This is a genomic window from Actinopolyspora mzabensis, from assembly GCF_900101095.1.
GTDB lineage: Bacteria > Actinomycetota > Actinomycetes > Mycobacteriales > Pseudonocardiaceae > Actinopolyspora > Actinopolyspora mzabensis.
Genome location: NZ_FNFM01000001.1, coordinates 539057 through 557178, shown reverse-complemented (window position 1 = coordinate 557178; position 18122 = coordinate 539057). Strand labels below are relative to the sequence as shown.

The 18122-nt window shown below is 65.2% G+C and carries 10 protein-coding genes and 1 pseudogene; 2 read left to right on the top strand and 9 right to left on the bottom strand.

All coding sequences use genetic code 11. The annotated features are described in order from the left end of the window. Positions 1-51 precede the first annotated feature (51 nt). Entirely contained in the window at positions 52-639 is a 588-nt protein-coding gene (locus tag BLR41_RS02460) for a DUF4291 domain-containing protein (protein ID WP_092625900.1), read from the top strand. 162 nt (positions 640-801) lie between these two features. Here the strand turns inward: BLR41_RS02460 and BLR41_RS02455 are convergent, their stop codons facing one another. The 5 genes and pseudogenes from BLR41_RS02455 to BLR41_RS02440 form a co-directional block, all read right to left on the bottom strand. Then, entirely contained in the window at positions 802-1722 is a 921-nt protein-coding gene (locus BLR41_RS02455; RefSeq protein ID WP_092625898.1) for a glycoside hydrolase family 16 protein, read from the bottom strand. Between the two features lie 217 nt (positions 1723-1939). Then, the gene (locus tag BLR41_RS02450; protein WP_092625896.1) at positions 1940-2293 is read right to left on the bottom strand and encodes a hypothetical protein; all 354 of its coding nucleotides are present in this window, start codon (positions 2291-2293) and stop codon (positions 1940-1942) included. A gap of 98 nt (positions 2294-2391) precedes the next feature. After that, a complete protein-coding gene (locus BLR41_RS02445) occupies positions 2392-2877 on the bottom strand; it encodes a hypothetical protein (protein ID WP_092625894.1) in 486 nt (161 codons plus the stop codon). Positions 2878-2963: 86 nt separating this feature from the next. Next, positions 2964-3530, bottom strand: a complete 567-nt coding sequence (locus BLR41_RS22335) for a hypothetical protein (RefSeq protein ID WP_218119857.1) — start codon at positions 3528-3530, stop codon at positions 2964-2966. Between the two features lie 5 nt (positions 3531-3535). Further along, positions 3536-4096, bottom strand: a pseudogene (locus tag BLR41_RS02440) (polymorphic toxin-type HINT domain-containing protein); the annotation flags it as partial. Positions 4097-4259: 163 nt separating this feature from the next. Between BLR41_RS02440 and BLR41_RS23930 the strand changes: the two are divergent. Beyond that, positions 4260-4607 (top strand): transposase, encoded by a 348-nt coding sequence (locus tag BLR41_RS23930; protein ID WP_176797771.1) that lies wholly within the window; start codon positions 4260-4262, stop codon positions 4605-4607. Between the two features lie 78 nt (positions 4608-4685). Here the strand turns inward: BLR41_RS23930 and BLR41_RS22330 are convergent, their stop codons facing one another. The 4 genes from BLR41_RS22330 to BLR41_RS02420 form a co-directional block, all read right to left on the bottom strand. Beyond that, on the bottom strand, positions 4686-5234 hold the full coding sequence (locus BLR41_RS22330) for an SMI1/KNR4 family protein (protein WP_143012972.1): 549 nt from the start codon (positions 5232-5234) through the stop codon (positions 4686-4688). An 18-nt stretch (positions 5235-5252) separates the two neighbouring features. Then, entirely contained in the window at positions 5253-6236 is a 984-nt protein-coding gene (locus tag BLR41_RS02430; RefSeq protein ID WP_245693755.1) for a polymorphic toxin-type HINT domain-containing protein, read from the bottom strand. 113 nt (positions 6237-6349) lie between these two features. Next, entirely contained in the window at positions 6350-6835 is a 486-nt protein-coding gene (locus BLR41_RS02425; protein ID WP_092625886.1) for a hypothetical protein, read from the bottom strand. A gap of 26 nt (positions 6836-6861) precedes the next feature. Then, positions 6862-17631, bottom strand: coding sequence for a LamG-like jellyroll fold domain-containing protein (locus BLR41_RS02420; RefSeq protein ID WP_218119856.1), 10770 nt, complete (start codon positions 17629-17631; stop codon positions 6862-6864). Between the last annotated feature and the right edge of the window lie 491 nt (positions 17632-18122).

The following is an 18122-nucleotide window of genomic DNA, read 5'->3' as shown; positions in this document are numbered from 1 at the left end:
AGGCCGCGGGAGGTTCCGCCGACCCGACCACTGCCACGAGGACGTTCACCGTTGACCAGAACCGTGCGAGCCGAGTTCGACGAGCGGACCGTCACCGTCTACCAGGCGTACCGCCCGGAGATAGCCGACCCCGCGCTGCGGGCGGGCACGTTCGTCGCACCGTTCAAACGCGACCGCATGACCTGGATCAAGCCTTCGCTGCTTTGGATGATGTATCGCTGCGGCTTCGGCACCAAGCCAGATCAAGAGCGGGTGCTGGCCGTGCGGCTGCGGCGGGAGGGTTTCGAGTGGGCGCTGGCCAACTCCTGCGCGAGCTCGTTCGATCCGAGGCGCTACCTCGACCACGAGCACTGGCGAACTCACCTGGCCGAGAGCCCGGTGCGGGTGCAGTGGGACCCCGAGCGCAACACCGCCATGCGCCCCGCCGAGTGGCGGGCGATCCAGGTGGGGCTGGGCGGTGACGCGGTGCGGCGCTACGTCGACGAGTGGATCGTCTCGGTGCACGACCGCACCGAGCTGGCGGGCGAGCTCCACCGGCACCACCGGGACGGCGATCACGAGGCGATGCGGCGGCTGCTGCCGGTGGAGCGGGAATACCCACTGCCGGAACGGATCCGCACCGTCATCGGCGGCGACTGAACACCAGGGGAATCGCTCGGGGACCGGGGACACCCGATCGGGGTCGCCACCTCGCACGATGGGGGATCGCTCGGGCCGAGCACTCGGACGATCGGGGCCGGTGACCGCGACGAGCGGCCCGCGCGGCCGGGAGAGGAACTCCCGACCGCGCGGCGGAGTGACTCACTGGGAGACCCGCACCCAGTCGATCAGGTAGCGGGCGCTGCCCGAGGCCACCTTGTCCACGGTGGACTGCGGAAGGCCCGGGTAGGGCTGGGTGACCCCGTTGACGCCCTGCGGGTAGGTGCCGCCGAGCGCAAAGTTGAGGATCATGTACTGCGGGTCGTCGTAGACCCAGGTCCAGCCGTTCTGCTCGATCTCGGCCTTGGTGATGCGGTAGATCTGCCTGTCGTCGACGAAGAAGGTGAACCCGCCGTTCCACCAGTCGGCGCGGTAGGTGTGCCAGCCGCCCGGATCGCCGTTGGGGAAGGACTGGCTGGCGTTGACCGGGGTGTCGCCGTGGTACTCGGGGCCGTGCAGCGCGACGCTGGTCCACGGCTCGCCGACGTTCTCCATCACGTCGACCTCACCGTTGGTGGGCCAGGGCTCGCCCTCGTCGATCTTCGCGCCCAACGACCACCAGGCGGGCCACAGCCCGGACGCGTTGGCGTTCTCCGGCAGTTTGATGCGGGCCTCGTACCTGCCGTAGGTGAACTCGAAGCGGTCCTGCGTGCTCACCCGACCGGAGATGAAGTCGTAGCTGCGGCCGTCGGGGGCCTGGTGGCCGGGCCGGTAGCGGGGGTGCAGCGCGAGCGTGCCGCCGCTGGCACCGGCGACGTTGTGGTCGATGTAGATGGTCTCCGAGGAGTCGACGTAGGCCTGCTGCTCGTTGTTGACCGTGCCGAAGTTCTCGCCGGTTTTGAGGACCTTCCACTTGGAGCGGTCGAGGTTGCTGCCCGAGAAGTCGTCGAAGAAGGTCACCGCGGACGTGCCCACGGAGTCGGCGGAGTCGGCCGGGCTGGCGGCGCCGGTGGCGGATACCGACAGCAGGGCGGTCAGCGCCAGGGCGGCGCCACCGACCAGTTGCTTCCTTCGTCCACGCATCGAAACTCTCCTCGCTTGGGGTGACGGAGCGGGTGCACCCGAACAACGATGCTGGTGGGGAGAGGTTGAACGGTAAAGACGGTATCGATCAAGTAACACGAAGTTGCGCCGGAAGGCCGATCGGGCGGCGACGTTCGGGGGTGTTCACAAGGGCAGCGACGAGCGAGTGTGAGAACTTGACGTTCTTTCCTCCGATACCACGCGGCTCGGCTTCACCTCAGCAGTCGTACTCGATCAGATCCTCCACCGCTTGGCGGAGCCAGTCGTAGAAGCCCCCGAACTCTCCCTGCCGCTCCCACCCCGGCGAAGCGAAATCGTGGACGATCACCACGCGGGCATCGCGATCGAGGTCCCAACAAGCGACATCATCGTTGTCGATCCTATGAGCGAACGGGATCACATTCCGGTCCGGATACCGTTTCTGCAGGCCGGCATACCGTGCTAGGAGCCCTTCTCCCTCCAGAATCGCCCAGGGCTCCATGTCCGTGATCCCGAGCCCCACCACACGGACGAACTCCGTCGGATAGTTGAATCCTTTCGGAAGACATCCAGGACTCAGCAAGTTCGCCACTGATTTCCCACCTATTCGTCAACAGACGTCCAAAAAGCCAAGCTTCGCGATGCACAAGCCCACTGTTCTCGATTCATGACGCCCCCGTACTCACGCGGTCATTCACGCGGCACCTTGATGATGCCGCTGTCCCCGTCCTCGGCGAGCCACTCGTTCGCTTCGTGGAAATCGACAACATCGCGGAGCCTGTTCCGAACCTCCCCAGGAACGAACTTGACCGCCTCGTTGAACGCCTCCACCGCACCGGTGGGAGACCTGGCCACAGTCACAAGCACAACTCCGCTTTGATCATACGGAATCCGAGTGAGCTCCTCGGCCGCCAAAGCGGCACCCTTCCCAAGATCCGCAGCAGGAAAACGCTCCAGAGCACCATACGCGGCTTGATAAGCACCGTAATCGTATCGGACTTTCAACGAAGAAACGATCGGAACAACCGCCTCCGGACCTTCATCACCGGTCACGGAGTCGACCAGCTCCACATAACGGTTCCAGCGACGCTCGGCTTCATCCTGCGGAACGGTGTCATCCTCATCCTGGACGATGTCACCGCACTCGACGAGCTCAACCTTCCAGTCCACAGACACCCGACACCAACTCCTCACGTCATACCCTACGACCGCGGCAACGAAGAGGTCCGAATATGAATAGAATTAAATCTTCCTATTTGGATCTATCCACACGAAGGAGTACTGCTCGCCGGAATCTTATATGTAGCCGCCATTTCCTTATCGAGTATCACAACCAGAGCATCGGGAATATATCTCAATCCCACTCCATTATCCCCACCTAGGGCTATCGTTACGCTCGAATCATCAGAAAACATGAAATGATAAGACCATGGCATCTCTGGACACCCTTCATTGGGAACATGCCAAGCGGCATTTATGCTCACAATCGACACACCAAGAAACTCTTCCCAATCAATATGGTCACTCACATCAATAGGATCCCCAGGCAAGTTAGCACCCTCCTCCCCAGGACCTCTGAAGTCAGCCGCTATACCTTCATTGAGGCCGTCCATATCCCAGGAAAGAATCAGAGCTGACCCACTTTCCATCTGCAGTTCAACGGCCATATCGACTTCGTGAACTCTATCCGCCCTATGCCCTTCGGGCCATCTTTCCTCCTTGGGAACTATGTAGCGAACATTTATCACTGCATCTCCAGCGAGAGACCTTCGAAGCTCGGCAATAATAACACTATTGCCTTCCTGAATATCCCATGGATGTATTATCAACATTTCTAGTAGCGTCCAAAATACTGAAACTGACCGTTAGCATCGAAAGTTGCCCCTATTCCTCGCCCGCCCTCCGGATCAGGCATGACATATCGCGAACCACCAGCAAAGTTACCGGAATCCACGAAAGAATTAGTAGTTTTCGGGTTTGTCAAAATATCATCCAACAGATCCTGGCCAGCTGATTTTAATTGTTTCCCTGGAACCACAGGCAGATCTCCTCGGTTCATATGCTTCTGATACTCACGTCCTGCATGAGTTGTTTTTCCCTTAGCTGCGCGCATCCCGCTCTGGGAAAGAGCATCCAGATCAGGACAACCATCGGAGTTGTGGACGAGTACGGGTGTCTCGCCCGCGACCGCATAATACGTGTGGGTGTCGTTGATGGTGAGGTTGTGGACGCGCTGCAGCGCGGTCCAGGTGCGGATGCTGGTGACCAGCCGCTGCTCACCCTCGGCGGTGCGCACCCGGTCCCCAGCCTGGAGATCCTCGGCGTCGACCCACTCGTCGCGGTTGGGCACCCAGAACGGGTGCTCACCCGTCGCGGTCACCGAGTCGGTCGCGCCACCGCAACCATCGTCAGCGGTACACCTATCCGACGATCGACACCCTCACCAATGACCGGCGGCTCCCCCAGTCAACCCACCGCCCCCTCCCTCAACAAAAGGGGCGTCCACACCGGTCCGATTCCCGTGGAGCGGGAGCAAACCACGTTCCGGGCTGCCTCTGGTGTCCGATCCAGCCGGACTGCTTCTCGTGCTTGGTCTCTCGGCCGCCAACACTCACAACAGCGAAGAACTGGTCCTCATGCTCTCTGGACGCCTATCGAGACACGACTCAGATCGGAGACGCCAGGCCACACCAAAACGACTCTATGCCGATAAGGCTTACGCCCGTTCTAACCTGCGTCGATGGGTGCGCGCCAAGCACATCACTCCATGGATTGCCCGCAAGGGAATCGAGGCCAGCGACCGTGTGAGATGGCATCGCTGGGCTATTGAACACATCTTCTCCTGGCTGTCCGGCTACCGACGCCCAGCCCCACGCTATGAACGCGATCCGCGTCTCTACCTGTAGTTTCTCGGTCTCGCAGCGACTTTAACCTGCTACAAACAGTTCACTCGACGAACCACGTAGGACACGCTCTAAACATCATTACTCAGGATTAGTATCAGCAAGGTACTGCGCAGTTGTCTTGAACCACGGGTATTCCCCGGGAAAGTCACGTGGCATCCATACTTCTCGACGGCTTCCCGAGATAATTTCCACCAAGAATTCTATCATCGAACCCTCGAACACACTCCAGTCCATGTCCCGCGTCCGCGAAACCACCCACCACCGATCCGGATCCTCCAGCGGCTCCATCCACAAATAACAAAGATCATTATCAATTGTATACGCCCATGGCAACAGATTCGCCCCACTAGAGGCGATAACATAACTCTCTGGGACGTCCTCCGACAACTGGCGCAATACCCACAGTTGCTCTTCCCACCACTCTATACCGTTATCAACATTAGGGGCCATTAGAAATGTCATCATAAAACCCTCTATTGTTCCATTTCCGTAAAATCTAACGAACTCTTTATAGTCGTTCGGCAAACCAACTTCCAGACGCTCTTCGATGAGGCCCCAATCGACCACCCCGGGAGCATCATCGGGTGGTGATAGCAGCTGTTTGAGACGATCAATGCTCGACGGCATATATATGCTCCTCACTGTTCACGGAAGGCGGTTAAGTACTGTCACTGGCGGGAACAACGTATTTCCCGACGCATCACGAGCCATCATGGTAACACCCTCCGACATACCATTAGATCCCTTATAGACAGGCTTGACTCTGTAGACAACCGGACCAGAACCCGACTGAACCGCCTTCTTAACCTGACGCTCATAGTTCGACATCCTGGGCGTATTGACTGGAACTTGGTGGAGCGTCGTCAAATTTTCTGGAATATCTCCGTTTCCTCCGAGCTTATTCGCCAGAAGATGACCACGAGCATGACCGTGACCACCATCTTTTCGGGATATTCCGTCAATAAATCCTGGAGGCTTGATACTCTGAGCAGCTGGTGAGCCTTCGGTGTCAGGTAGCATACCTTTGGTGACTCGTGCGGTCATGCCGGTGGCCCGACCTTGATTTAGGTCCTCATAGCGGGCCAAACCACCATCGGGCCAGCACTCCGGATCAACGTTGTGGACGAGTGTTTCGTCGTGGCCGTTGAGGGCGACGTAGTAGGTGTGGGTGTTGTTGATGGTGAGGTTGTGGACTCGCTGCAGCGCGGTCCAGGTGCGGATACTGGTGACCAGCCGCTGCTCACCCTCAGCGGTACGCACCCGATCCCCAGCCTGGAGATCGGCCGCGTCGACCCACTCGTCCCGGTTGGGCACCCAGAACGGGGGCTCACCCGTGGCCGTCACCGACTCCGTCTGTGCACCCCGGTCACCATCGGTGTCGACGGTGACCTCCACCAGGTGCTTCTCACCCTGGCCGGTGATGGTGGCCGTCACCCGCTCCGGCCCGGTCTCCCCCGTCTCCGGATCCGTGGCCAACACCCGATCACCGAGCTCGACCTCCTCAATCGCGACCCGCGACCCATCGGCCAACACCACCTCGGTACCCGGCACGAAACTATTCGGCGTGCACCCACCACCAGCACCCGACGAACCCGACGAGAGAGCCGACACGGCATCCGACGCCAGCACCGGCTTCAACGACGACACCGTTGTTCGAGGTACACACCCTCAGTGTTTTGGCGTCAGATGCCAGGGGAGGTGTAGGTCACATGCGAGTCTCAGTGACCCGCATCGAGCGTTCCTTACTCGCGGGGCACCTTGATGATGCCTTTGTCCCCGTCCTCGGCGAGCCAGTCATTCGCTTCGTGGAAATCGACAACATCGCGGAGCCTGTTCCGAACCTCCCCCGGAACGGACTTGACCGCCTCGTTGAACGCCTCCGCGGCAGCGGCGGGCAATCTGGCCACAATCACAAGAACGATTCCACTGCGATCATACGGAATCCGAGTGAGCTCCTCAGCCGCCCAAGCGACACCCTTCCCAAGATCCGCGGGAGGGAAACGCTGCAGAGCACCATGCGCCGATTCGTAAGCATCGTAATCGTCTTGGACCTTCAACGAAGACACGATCGCAACAACCCCCTCAGGACCCTCATCACCGGTCACGGAGTCAGCCAGCTCCACATAGCGATTCCACCGACGCTCGGCTTCATCCTGCGGAACGGTGTCATCCCCAAACTGCGGGATATCACCGTACTCGACGATCTCAACCTTCCAGTCCACAGACACCCGACACCAACTCCTCACTCCATGCCCTACGACCGCGGCAACGAAGAGGCCCACCTCCGAAGGGCCTTGTTGCTGCTGAGACTTACCCACATCTCTCGGATCGCCTCATCGTACTTGCTACCAAAACGGGCTCGAATGTCGTCCACGTCCATCTGCATGGCACCACGGAAGTCTCCAGCATCGATCAACTCCTTCTGCCTCATATGCCATGCTTGGGAAGGCAACGAACCTCCCGTGCTGTACAACGCACGATGGTCATCGATATCCATCCGAATCGCGGGACCACTGTGGTTCTTGAGAGGACTAGCCGTCTTGGCTGGAATATGGTTGATCTCTTTCCCATCTCCCGCCGGCTGCAGAGCTCCATGCCAACCACCGTTCGCCCCACACTTGACGTTGTGGACGAGTGTTTCGTCGTGGCCGTTGAGGTCGACGTAGTAGGTGTGGGTGTCGTTGATGGTGAGGTTGTGGACGCGCTGCAGCGCGGTCCAGGTGCGGATACCGGTGACCAGCCGCTGCTCACCCTCAGCGGTGCGCACCCGATCCCCAGCCTGGAGATCCTCGGCATCGACCCACTCGTCCCGATTGGGCACCCAGAACGGGTGCTCACCCGTCGCGGTCACCGAGTCGGTCGCGGATCCTCGGTCACCATCGGTGTCGACGGTGACCTCCACCAGGTGCTTCTGGCCCTGGCCGGTGATGGTGGCCGTCACCCTCCTCGGCTCGGTCTCCCCGCTCTCCGGGTCGGTGGCCAGCACCCGATCACCGAGCTCGACCTCCTCAATCGCGACCCGCGACCCATCGGCCAACACCACCTCGGTACCCGGCACGAAACTGTTCGGCGTGCACGAACCACCAGCACCCGACGAACCGCCAGAGCCCGACGACCGTGCCGAACCACCACCGGGCAGATCCGGCGTCGCCCCCGGACGTGACATGCCGCCACCACGACGGAGACCACCCACAGCCCCCAACGCATCCGGCACGAACCCACCGGCATCCTCCTCAGACCCCGCCGAGGCGGCATCCGCGGCCAACACGCCCAGCTCGATCGGCTCCTGGTTGTCCAGCCGATTCAGCCTGTTCTGCACCTGCTTGGAGACCGTGTTCGACGGCTTCGGCTTGGGGTGATGCGTCATCGCATCGTCACGCACCCGCTTGCGCCGCGCCGCCAGCCGGGCCGCCTCACGCGCCGCCTCCCGGGCCTGAGCGATCGCCGCCCGCGACATGGTGCTACCGGCCGCCGAACCACCAGCGGAAACGGCCACACGCCCACCGACGTGCCCCACGGTCTTACCGACCCGAGTACCGGCCCTACCACGACCCCGGCTCTTCGCCTTGCTCTTGGCCTTGCCGCCGCCGCGATTGAACTTCCTACCACTGGACGGCACGTCGTCGACGGCCTTGCCGGTCTTCCGGCCCCGGCTCCAGGTCTTGTAGCCCTTGTAGGCGGTCTTGACCCCCTTGGCGATCTTGCCGAACGGCGTGAAGTTCGCCGCCGTCCAGGCACACCCCGCCCAGGAACCCTGCATACATCGCTTGGCGTCGTTGTAGCCCGACACCTCCTTGACGACATCGACCACCGAACCCCAGAAGTAGCCCCGCGGATCGATCCGCGTCAGCGGATTACCACCCGCATAGGCGTACCGGTTGGCATCGGTCGTGCTGGTCGGATCCAAATTCGCCGTGTCGCGCGAGGTGAACGTGCCCGTGCCGGGCCGGTACCAGCGCGAGCCCATGTTCACCTTGCCGCTGTCGGAATCGGTGAACTGCCCCTGATACCCCAGCGAAGGCTGCGAGCCCTCCTGCTCGCTCACCTGGCCGAACGGCGAGTACGAGCGCCACCCCGACACCGAACCGTCGCCCGGCGAGACCGTGCCCACCAGATCGGTGTGCTGGTTGGTCACCGCGATCCCGGCCGACCCACCACTAAAGACCCCGAGCGCACCACCCTCCGGCGTGTAGGAGTACTCGCTCTGCCCGTCCGAGGTCACCTTCAGCGAGTCGCCCGCGTAGGACAGTGAACGCGACCCGGACGAGACCAGCCGGTTCAGCGCGTCGTAGCCGTAGGACTTGCCGCCGTCCTCGGTCATCTCGCCGTAGGCGTTGAACCGCACGTCGGTGGTGGTCCCGCCCGCGCTCCGGGCGGTCACGGTGCCGCGCGCCGAGTACTCGAACTCGGTGCCGCCCCGCGAGAGCAGCCGGTTGCGTTCGTCGTAAGTGGCCGTCTCACCGCCGGAGCCGACGAGGTTGCCCGCCGCGTCCCAGGAGTACTGGGTGACCTGGTCACCGTTGTCCCAGGAGGTGAGTCTGCCCGCCTTGTCGTAGGTGTAGTTCGAGGTCGTGGTGGCCGAGGCCGTCGAGTTCTGCTTGCTGATCAGCCGGTCGGCGACGTCGTAGTCGTAGGACAGCTCCGTGCTGACCGAATCGTCGGCCCGGTGCACCGTGTCGGAGGAGAGCCTGCTGAGCTCGTCGTAGCCGTACTCGCGGTAGGTCCCCTGACCGCCGTACTCCACTTGGGCGCGGCGCCCGGCGTCGTCGTAGCCGTACGTGGCGGTGATGCCGGTGAGCGGGTCCACCGCCGTGGCCAGTCGTCCGGCCGCGTCGTAGCCGAACGACGCCTCGCCCGCAGCCGTGGTGGTGGTGCTGATCCTGCCCTCGTCGTCGTAGGCGAAGGTGGAGTCACCGGAGGGCCCGGCGGCCGAGACCAGGTTGCCGCGGTCGTCGTAGCCGAAGGTGTTGGTCTTGCCGGACACCGTGGCCGAGGTCATCCGCCCGGCCTTGTCGTAGCCGAAGCTCCGGTCCGGGGTGGACGCCTCCGCGCCGGAGCCGCTCTCGCCGACGAGGTTGCCCAGCGCGTCGTAGGACTTGCTGACGGTCACCCCGCCCGGTTGGATCTCCCGCTTCACCCGTCCCAGCGCGTCGTAGGCGGTGGTGTAGGTGCGGTCGGCGGCGTCCGGGTGCCGCTCGGTGGCGGGCTCGATCGTGGACTCGGTCGTGTTCCACGAGTTGACGGTGTAGACGGTGTTGTTGCCGTTGCCGTCGGTGGCCCTGGTGACGTTGCCCGCCGCGTCGTAGCCGTAGCTGGTGGTGATCTCCTCGCCGTCGGCGACCGGGCGGGTGATCGAGCGCAGCCGGTTCAGCGGGTCGAACGAGCGGGTGGTGGTCACCCCGTGCGCGTCGGTGCTGCTGACCTGGTTGCCCGCCCGGTCGTAGCCGAAGCCGCGGCTGCGCACCTCGTTACCGGCGGCGTCCAGATCGGCCGTGCGCAGCAGCCTGCCCGCGAGGTCGTACTCGTAGGTGGTGGTCACCCCGGACGGTTCGGTGATCGAGACCGGCTTGCCCTGCGCGTTGTAGACCGACGTGGTGGTGTTGCCCGCCGGGTCGGTCATGCTCACCGGATTGCCGAGGTCGTCGTGCTCGTAGGTGGTGGTCAACCCGGTGGGCGTACTGACCGAGGCCGGGTTGCCCAGTGCGTCGTAGGTGTAGCGGGTGGTCAGGTTCCTGGTCGGTTCCGGCACGCGCTCCACCACGGTGGAGGTGATCGTCCTGCCGAGCTTGTCGTAGGTGTAGTGCTGTTCGGCGCCGGTCACGTCGGTGACCGAGAGCCGCTCGCCCAGCGGGTCGTAGGTGGCGCGCCACACGCCGCCGGATTGCTCGCCCTCGCGTGCGGGATTGGTACGCCGCACCAGGTTGCCCAGTTCGTCGTAGCCGAACGTGGTGGTGTTGCCCAGCGCGTCGGTGCTCTTGACCACGCGTCCGGCGGCGTCGTAGCTCGTGGTGCTGGTGGCGGTGATCGGCTCACTCGCGCCCGGTGGGGTGTAGTCGGGCTTGGTGGTGCTCACCTGCCGCCCGGCCTTGTCGTAGGCGCTGGTGGTCACGTTGCCGTTGGGGCCGCGCCGCGCCACCGTTTCGCCGAAGGTGTTGTAGCCGTTGGTGACCACCGGCGAGACGGGTTCGGCCGGGTTGCCGCCGGATTCGGCCCGCACCTGGGGTTGCGTCACGGTGACGCGCCTGCCGAGTGCGTCGTAGCCGTACTCGGTGGTGAACTCGGCCGCGTCGGCACCCTGTGCGGTACCGCGTGGGTCCACGGTGGACGTCACGAGCCCGCGCTGGTCGCGGTTGCTCTTCGACACCAGCGTTTCCCCGCCGGTGTGGACGGTGTTCGAGAGGCGCCGCCCCATCGGGTCGTAGCTGCTCTCGGCGTGCCGGACGATCTCGCCCTGGGGGTTCCGGTCGATGACCTCGATCGGGTTGCCGACCGCGTCGTAGCTGGTCTCGGTGGAGCGCAGCACCTGCTCGCCCTCGTGGTCGGTGCTGCGCACCGGGCGCCCGGCGGGGTCGTACTCGGTGCTGGTGCTGTACTGCCCGTCGCCGCGGACCACCAGCGACTCGGAGCCGTTGCCCAGGTACTCGTAACTGCGCAGCAGCAGGTCACGGGTTTTCCCGGTTTCCGGGTCCTGATAGTCCAGCAGTCGTTCGGCCGCGAGCTGCCCGTCGTCGTAGTAGGTGCGGGTGGTGGTGCGGCCCATCGCGTCGGTGACGCTGGCCAGCCGACCCGCCGGGTCGTAGGCGCGGGACTCCAGCACCACGTCGTGCGGTTCGGAACCGTCACCGCTGAACCCGGTCACCGTCATGGTGGCCAGCTGGTGCCGGGCGTCGGTGTAGCTGTAGGTGTACTCGGTCCCGGCGGGAGTTACCCGGCGCACGACCTCGCCGAACTCGTCGTACTCGGTGCGGGTGACTCCGCCCTCGGGGCCGGTGACCTCCAGGCGGCGGCCCCGGTTGTCGTAGGTGTAGGAGGTGGTGCGGGCCGGGTCGTTGCCCAGCGCGTCGTCCACCGTGGTCTCGGCGATGCTGCCGTCACCGTTGTAGGTGTTGCGCACCCGGCGCTGGTGGAGCTCGCCGGTGACGGCGTTCTCGGTCTCGGGCCCGACCTTCTCGACCAGCCTGGAGGCCTGGTCGTAGTCGAAGGTGGTGGTCAGCCCGTCCGGTTCGCTGTCGGAGACCTGGGTCTCGCTGGTCTTGCGCCCGAGTCCGTCGTAGTCGTACTCGGTGACCAGCCCGGCCGGGTCGGTGACGCTGGCGAGGTCACCGGCGCTGGTATAGGTGTGGCTGGTCTCGTTGCCCGCCGGGTCGGTCTCGGAGGCCAGCAGCCCCGGTGGCTGGGTTCCGCCGTCCGGAGCCGGTTCGTCTCCGGTGGTGTAGGTGTTGGTGGTGGTGCGCTGGGCACCGCCGGTCTCCCCCGGCTCCGAGGTGCTGGTGAGCTTGCCCGCGGCGTTGTAGGAGTAGGTGGTCAGGTAGGTGTCGTCGGTTTCGGAGCCCGAACGGGCGTCCCGGAACTCGGTGACCTTGCCGTTGCGTGGGTCCAGCGGGTCGTCGGGGTTGTGGTAGTAGGAGCGGTAGCTGGTGTAGCACTTCTCGGTGCCGTCGGTGCGGCACTGGGTGCGGGACAGCTGGTTGCCGCGTTCGTCGTTGGAGATCCTGGTGGTGTTCCCGTTGGCGTCGGTGATCCGGTTGACGAACCCGCCGGTGTCGTAGCCGTACACCTTGGTGGCGCCGTCCGAATTGGTCACCGAGATGGTCCGGCCACCAGCGTTGGGGTCGTAGGTGTAGGTGCGGACCCCGCCGTCCGGGCCAGTGATGTCCACGGCCGTGGCCGCGTTCCTGGCCGAGTAGTGGTCGGCCACGCTGGCGCTGTCCAGCGGCCGGTGGTAGAGGGCCACCTCGCCGATGGAACCCTGGAAGTGGTTCCACACCTGGTCGGGCAGGGCGGGCCAGTCGTTGGAGTCGAGCTGCCCGACGCCGAGGAAGTCGTAGCGGTCCCGGTTGTCGAGCTCGCCCGATTGCGATCCCACCATGTCGCCGTCCAGGTAGAGCCGCTGCGAGTCGCCGGCGGCCGACAGCGCCACGTGGTGCCACTCGCCGTCGTTGACGGCCGAGTCGGTGGTGATCCCCGAAACCTTGTCGTTCCAGAAGTGCCCGCGCAGCTTGCCGTCGGTGCCCACGTAGAGCACCGGCATCGCACCGCCCGGAGGGTCGGTGACACTCGGCGCTTGGTTACCGGTGGAGTAGAGCACTCCGCCGGCCGAGCTGGAGGTCTTGAACCACATCTCCACGGACAGGCGGCTGCGGCCGCGCGCCTGGCTGTTGGGCAGCCGCACGTACGAGCTCTGCCCGTCGAAACCGACGGCTCCCGAACCGCGCATCGGTGGGGAAACGCCCTTGTCTACACCGTGGTAGGTGGCGTCGGTCAGCGCGTGCACCGACTCGGCGTGCGTGCTGCCCGCAGGATCACCCAGCGTCCAGAGGGTGTGGACGTTCTCCTCGCGCACGGCTGCCCGGTAGTCGGCCGCGTCGCCGCGCGCCGCGTAGTGCTCCTGGGCGTCGGAGGCCGAGACCCCGTAGGGATACAGCGCTACCTGGCCGATCGAGCCCTCGAAGTGGCCCCAGGTGCCCTCGGGTTTGGCGGGCCAGTTCAGGCCGTTGAGCAGCCCGGTTCCGACGTAGCCGTAGGGGTCGACGTTCTGCAGTTCGCCCTGCAGGGTCTGCACGGCACTGCCGTCCAGGTACAGCGTCTGCTGCTCGGGCTTGCCGGACAGCATCACCTGGTGCCACTGGCCGTCGTTGACCTTGTTCGCCGAGACGGCGCCCTCGGTCTTGGCGTTCCAGAAGTGGCCGTGCAGCTTGCCGTCGGTGCCCACATAGAGCACCGGCATGGCACCGCCGGTGGGGTTCTCGTCGTCCGGGCGGTTGTTGCCCGTGGAGAACAGCACACCGCCGTCGGTGCTGGAGGTCTTGAACCACAGTTCGACCGCCAGCCGTTTCCTGCCGGTCAGCGTGTCGTCCGGCAGCTGAACGTAGGAGCTCTGCCCGTCGAAGGAACGCGCCGCGGTGTCCGGAATCGGGCCGGAGGTGCGTGAGACCGAGTGGTACTCGGCGCGCCGCAGCGCGGGATCGCTGCGCGCGGTGGTTCCCTCGTTCTCCCGCAGTCGCCAGTGGGCGTTCGGGCGCGATCCGGTCACCGCTTCGCCGTAGCGGAACCCGTCACCCTCGGTGGTGGACTCGCCGACCTGCCAGGTGCCGCCGTCCGAGTCGGTGTAGCTGGTCACCCTGGCGGTGGACGAATCGTAGGAGACCTCGGCCGCGTAGGCACCACCAGCGCGCTTGATGGAGGTCAGCTGCTCGGTGGCGGTGCGGGCCTCGTAGTGCTCGGCGGCGACCGTTCGGCCCATCGGCTGGTGGTACATCGCCACCTCGGCGATGTCACCGTCGAAGTAGTCCCACGTCGCGTTGGGGGCGGCGGGCCAGTCGCGGGAGTTGAACCAGCCCGCGCCGACGTGGTTGAGCGGGTCGACGTTGTCGATCTTGCCGCTCTGGCTGCCCACGGTCCGCCCGTCGAGGAACAGCGTCTGGGTGTCGCGGGCACCGGAGAGCACCACGTGGTGCCACTCGCCGTCGTTGACGGCCGAGCCGCTGGCGATCCCGGCCGTCTTGCCGTTCCAGAAGTGGCCGTGCAGCTTGCCGTCGGTGCCGACGTAGAGCGCGGGCATGGCCGCGTCACTCGGGTTCGAGGTGCCCGGCCGGTCGTAGCCGGTGGAGAACAGCATCTCACCGTTGGAACTGCTGGTCTTGAACCACATCTCGACGGCGAGGTACTGCGAGTTGCGCACCATGTCGTCGGGCAGCTGGACGTAGCTGGACGAACCGTCGAAACCGGCGGCAGTGGTGGAGCCACCCGCGATCGGGCCGGGCCTGCCGTGGGTGAGGTTGTGGGAGGTGGCTTCCTTGGACTCCCAGTAGCCGGGCACCTCGCTGGTCACGGCGGTGCCGGACTGTTCGGACAGTCGCCAGTAGGCGCGCGGGTTGGCGTCGAGCGTGACCGCGCGGTAGTGCGAGCTGTCGGTGTAGGTGTAGTTGTCACAGGCCCCGGTGGGGTCGCAGACCCTGGTGAGCCGGTCGCCGTCGTAGTGGTAGTACCAGGTCAGCACGGGATCCGGGGCGGTGCTGATCTCGGTGACGTGCCCATCGGAGAAGGTCAGGTGCAGCGAACGACCCGAGGTGGCGTCGGTGACCGTGGCGAGGTTGCCCGAGCCGTCGTAGGAGAGGTGCTGCTCGCGCCCCTGCGCATCGACGATCCTGGTCAGCCGCCCACCAGAGTCGAATTCGTAGCGTTGGCCGCCCTGGGTGCGCAGCGTCCAACCGTCCGATTCGGTGCGCACCAGCGTGGCGGTGCGGCCGGAGGGGGTGGCGTAGCTGCCGTCGGGATTCCGCCCGTAGCGGGCCTGCTGCCCGCTGGCGTAGGTGACCACGACGTTGCCGGAACCGTCGTCGTCGGGCACCACCCGCGCGTCCCACTTGGTCGACCAGCCGGAGCCGAAGGCCGGGTTCCGCCTGGGGTCGAGGCTGTTGTAGGAGCGCGCCACGGACAGTTCCGGCCCCACGGCGGCGATCTCGGCGTCGGTCTCGACCTCGGCGAAGTTGCCCACACCGGGGTCGACGCGCCCGCCGACCTCGTCACCGGAGGAGAGGTGGCTGGTCACCGGCGGCTGCGGCACCTTGGTGGTCAGGTGGGAGCCCTGTGTCCAGGGGCTGGCGATCCGCATGTCGCCGATCTGGCCGTACCAGACGTAGTTCTCGCCCCAGGTGAGCTCGCCTTCCGGCACCGACCAGACCGGGGAGTCCACCCAGCCGGAGTTGAAGCAGTCCTCACCGGGCGCGGAGCAGACCTTGAAGCGGTAGTTGATGCCCTCGCCCGGGTAGGCGTCCTGGTCGTGGCCGGTCAGCGCGAGCGTGGGGGTCAGCACCGAGGCGTTGTAGTCGCTGGGCGGCGACATGGAGTCCACGGCGGGCGGCTGGTTGGGCACGGTGAACGCCACCGACGCCGACATCGGCGCCCCGGTCGAGGAGAACCGGCTGGTGCCGTAGTGGTCCATGTCCCAGCGCAGCGAGTACTCGCCCGGCGGCAGTTTCTCGACGCGGGCGTCGAGGGTGACCGTCTGTCCGGGAGCGACGTCGTGCGGCATGTCCGTCCACGCCGTGGAGGTGCGCGGCAGCTCGTTGCCCTCGGCGTCCCAGAGCCGGTAACCCAGCTTGTAGTCGTTGTCCGGGGTCCAGGTGTCGCGCCCGCGGTTGGTCACCGTGACGCTCATGCGGCCGTCGTCGCTGGTGGTGACGACCGGGCTCATGCCGCCGAGCTCGTAGTCGGCCCAGTACGGCGTGTAGGTGACCTCCAGGTAGGGCGGGTTGGCCGAGGCCGCGCTGGCGAACTTCTTCCAGCCCTTGGAGTCGGTCTCCGACGCCCGCAGCGCCAGGCCGTGGTTGGGCTCGCCGTGGGTCCAGCCGTGCACCAGATCGCGCCCGGCGTTGCCCAGCGGGATGTCCACCCACTGCGACCCGCAGCTGTCGTTGTAGCCGTGGGCGAAGCTCTTGCGCGCGATCTCCGCGCCGGTGGCCGGGCCGGGATAGCTCTTGCTGCCCTGCACCGACCAGGGCTGGGTGACCTCGTGCACCCGCACCGGCCTGGGATCGCAGGAGTAGGACCAGGTCTCGAACATCCGCAACCTGGCACCGAGGACGTAGTTGCCCGCCAGCTCGGAGCTGATCGAGTCGAACTTCAGGAAGGCCGCGGCCTTGTTGCCACCGCCGTTGTAGGTGCCCACGCTCATGTTGGGCTCGCCCGAGTAGTCGCTGTCGTAGGGCGACTGCACGTAGGTGGTGCCGTCGGTGTCCTTGCCGACCACGCTCGGGTCGACCTTGACCGGGAAGACCCGCTCCGGGTCCGCGAGCCACTCCTCGTCCACCGACACCCGCAGCACGGGTTGTTCGGCGTCGCCGACGATCTCGTACTTCACGCCGTCGGAGCGCACGCCCTCCCCGGAGCGGGGGTGGATGTTGGAGTCCACCATGTAGCCCGGCGGGATGACGTGGCGGACCTCGCCCTCCGAGTCCTTGAGCAGTACCGAGCCCTCGTGCAGCTCCGGCGTGAGGTCGCCGACGTTCATCGGGAAGTCCCACACGGTCGGCGCGTCGGCCGACTTCAGCCGGATCGTCTCCTTGATGCCGACCGCGGTGGCCCGCAGGTTGAGATCGGCCCGCGGCCGGATATCCGGGTAGGTGACCGAGCTGCCGGAGACCTTCGCGGTGACGTCGGCGGCGTCGGCCACCCGGAATCCCAGGGATCTGCCGTCGGCGAGTTCGACCGAGGCGATCTCGGAGGTGTTCGCGGCATCCGCGAAGTTCTTGGTCCGCGAGTCGGTGGTGGTCCGCCAGCCACTGCCGTCCCGTTCCAGGGTCAGGTCGACCGGCCGGAGGTCGCCGTCGGCGGTCTCGGCGAACTTCTGGCTCTGGTAGACGCGCAGCGTCCTGGTGCCGTCGGCGTTGGCGAAGGTCTGGCTCTGGCTGGAGCGCTCACTCTTGAGCTCACGGCTGGTGTCGGGGTCGAACCCTCGAGTGTCGGCGTCCGGTTCGGAGCCGATGCTGACCTTCGCCTTTTCCGGTAACTGCTGCGGCAGTTCCGGGGCGGGCGGGCGTTCGTCGGAGGGCAGCCCCTCGGCGGGCAGCGCGTTGTGCGGCTTCCCCCCGGAGTCGTCCTCGGCCGAGGTGTCCTCCGTGGACGCCTCGTGGGAGCGGCCTGCCGCACTGCCCTGCTCCTGTTGCGGGATCTCGCCCTGCGTGGCGGCCTGCGCCTGCAACTGCGGGGCGTTGATCAGGCCCAGGACCACTGCCAACGCGAGCAGTAACGACCCGATCCTGGCGGGACGCGGCGTGTTGCCACGGGGCGCGTCGTAGCTCATCAGAAGTTCCTCACCAGCCGTGAGCCGCGACCCGCCTCACCGCGACAGCGGAGAGCCGACCACGACCCGAGTTGAACCGAGCGGAGCACCGACCACGCCGGAGCGACGGAACGCGGTGTGACCACACCGGACCCGTCCCCGTTCGATTCCGAACTGCACGTACCGGCGTCACGCGGCGGAACCGGTAATCCGGCCCCGGCCGTCGAAACGCCCGGCGGAACTTAGCCGTGAAACTGACGTGAATTGAAGAGGGTATATCTCTTCGTGATCTTTTTGTGCCGATCAACCGGTTCGCGCGGTGTTCGTTTTCACAATTTTCGGCATGGACAAAAAACGTTTGACAATTAACATGCGCGCATCGGGTTCGATCACTCATCGTGAAAACACTCTTCGTGTCGGAGACGTGATTCCCGCGCTTTCGGTTGCATCACCCGGCGTAAAAAGAATCCGCCGGAAAAACGCCGCGTTCTCCGTTCGCTCCGGGGGACGAC

Excerpts from the sequence above, each read along its gene's own strand:
- BLR41_RS02455 (WP_092625898.1), bottom strand. The coding sequence starts at position 1,722 with ATGCGTGGACGAAGGAAGCAACTGGTCGGTGGCGCCGCCCTGGCGCTG.
- BLR41_RS22330 (WP_143012972.1), bottom strand. The coding sequence starts at position 5,234 with ATGCCGTCGAGCATTGATCGTCTCAAACAGCTGCTATCACCACCCGAT.
- BLR41_RS02420 (WP_218119856.1), bottom strand. The coding sequence starts at position 17,631 with ATGAGCTACGACGCGCCCCGTGGCAACACGCCGCGTCCCGCCAGGATC.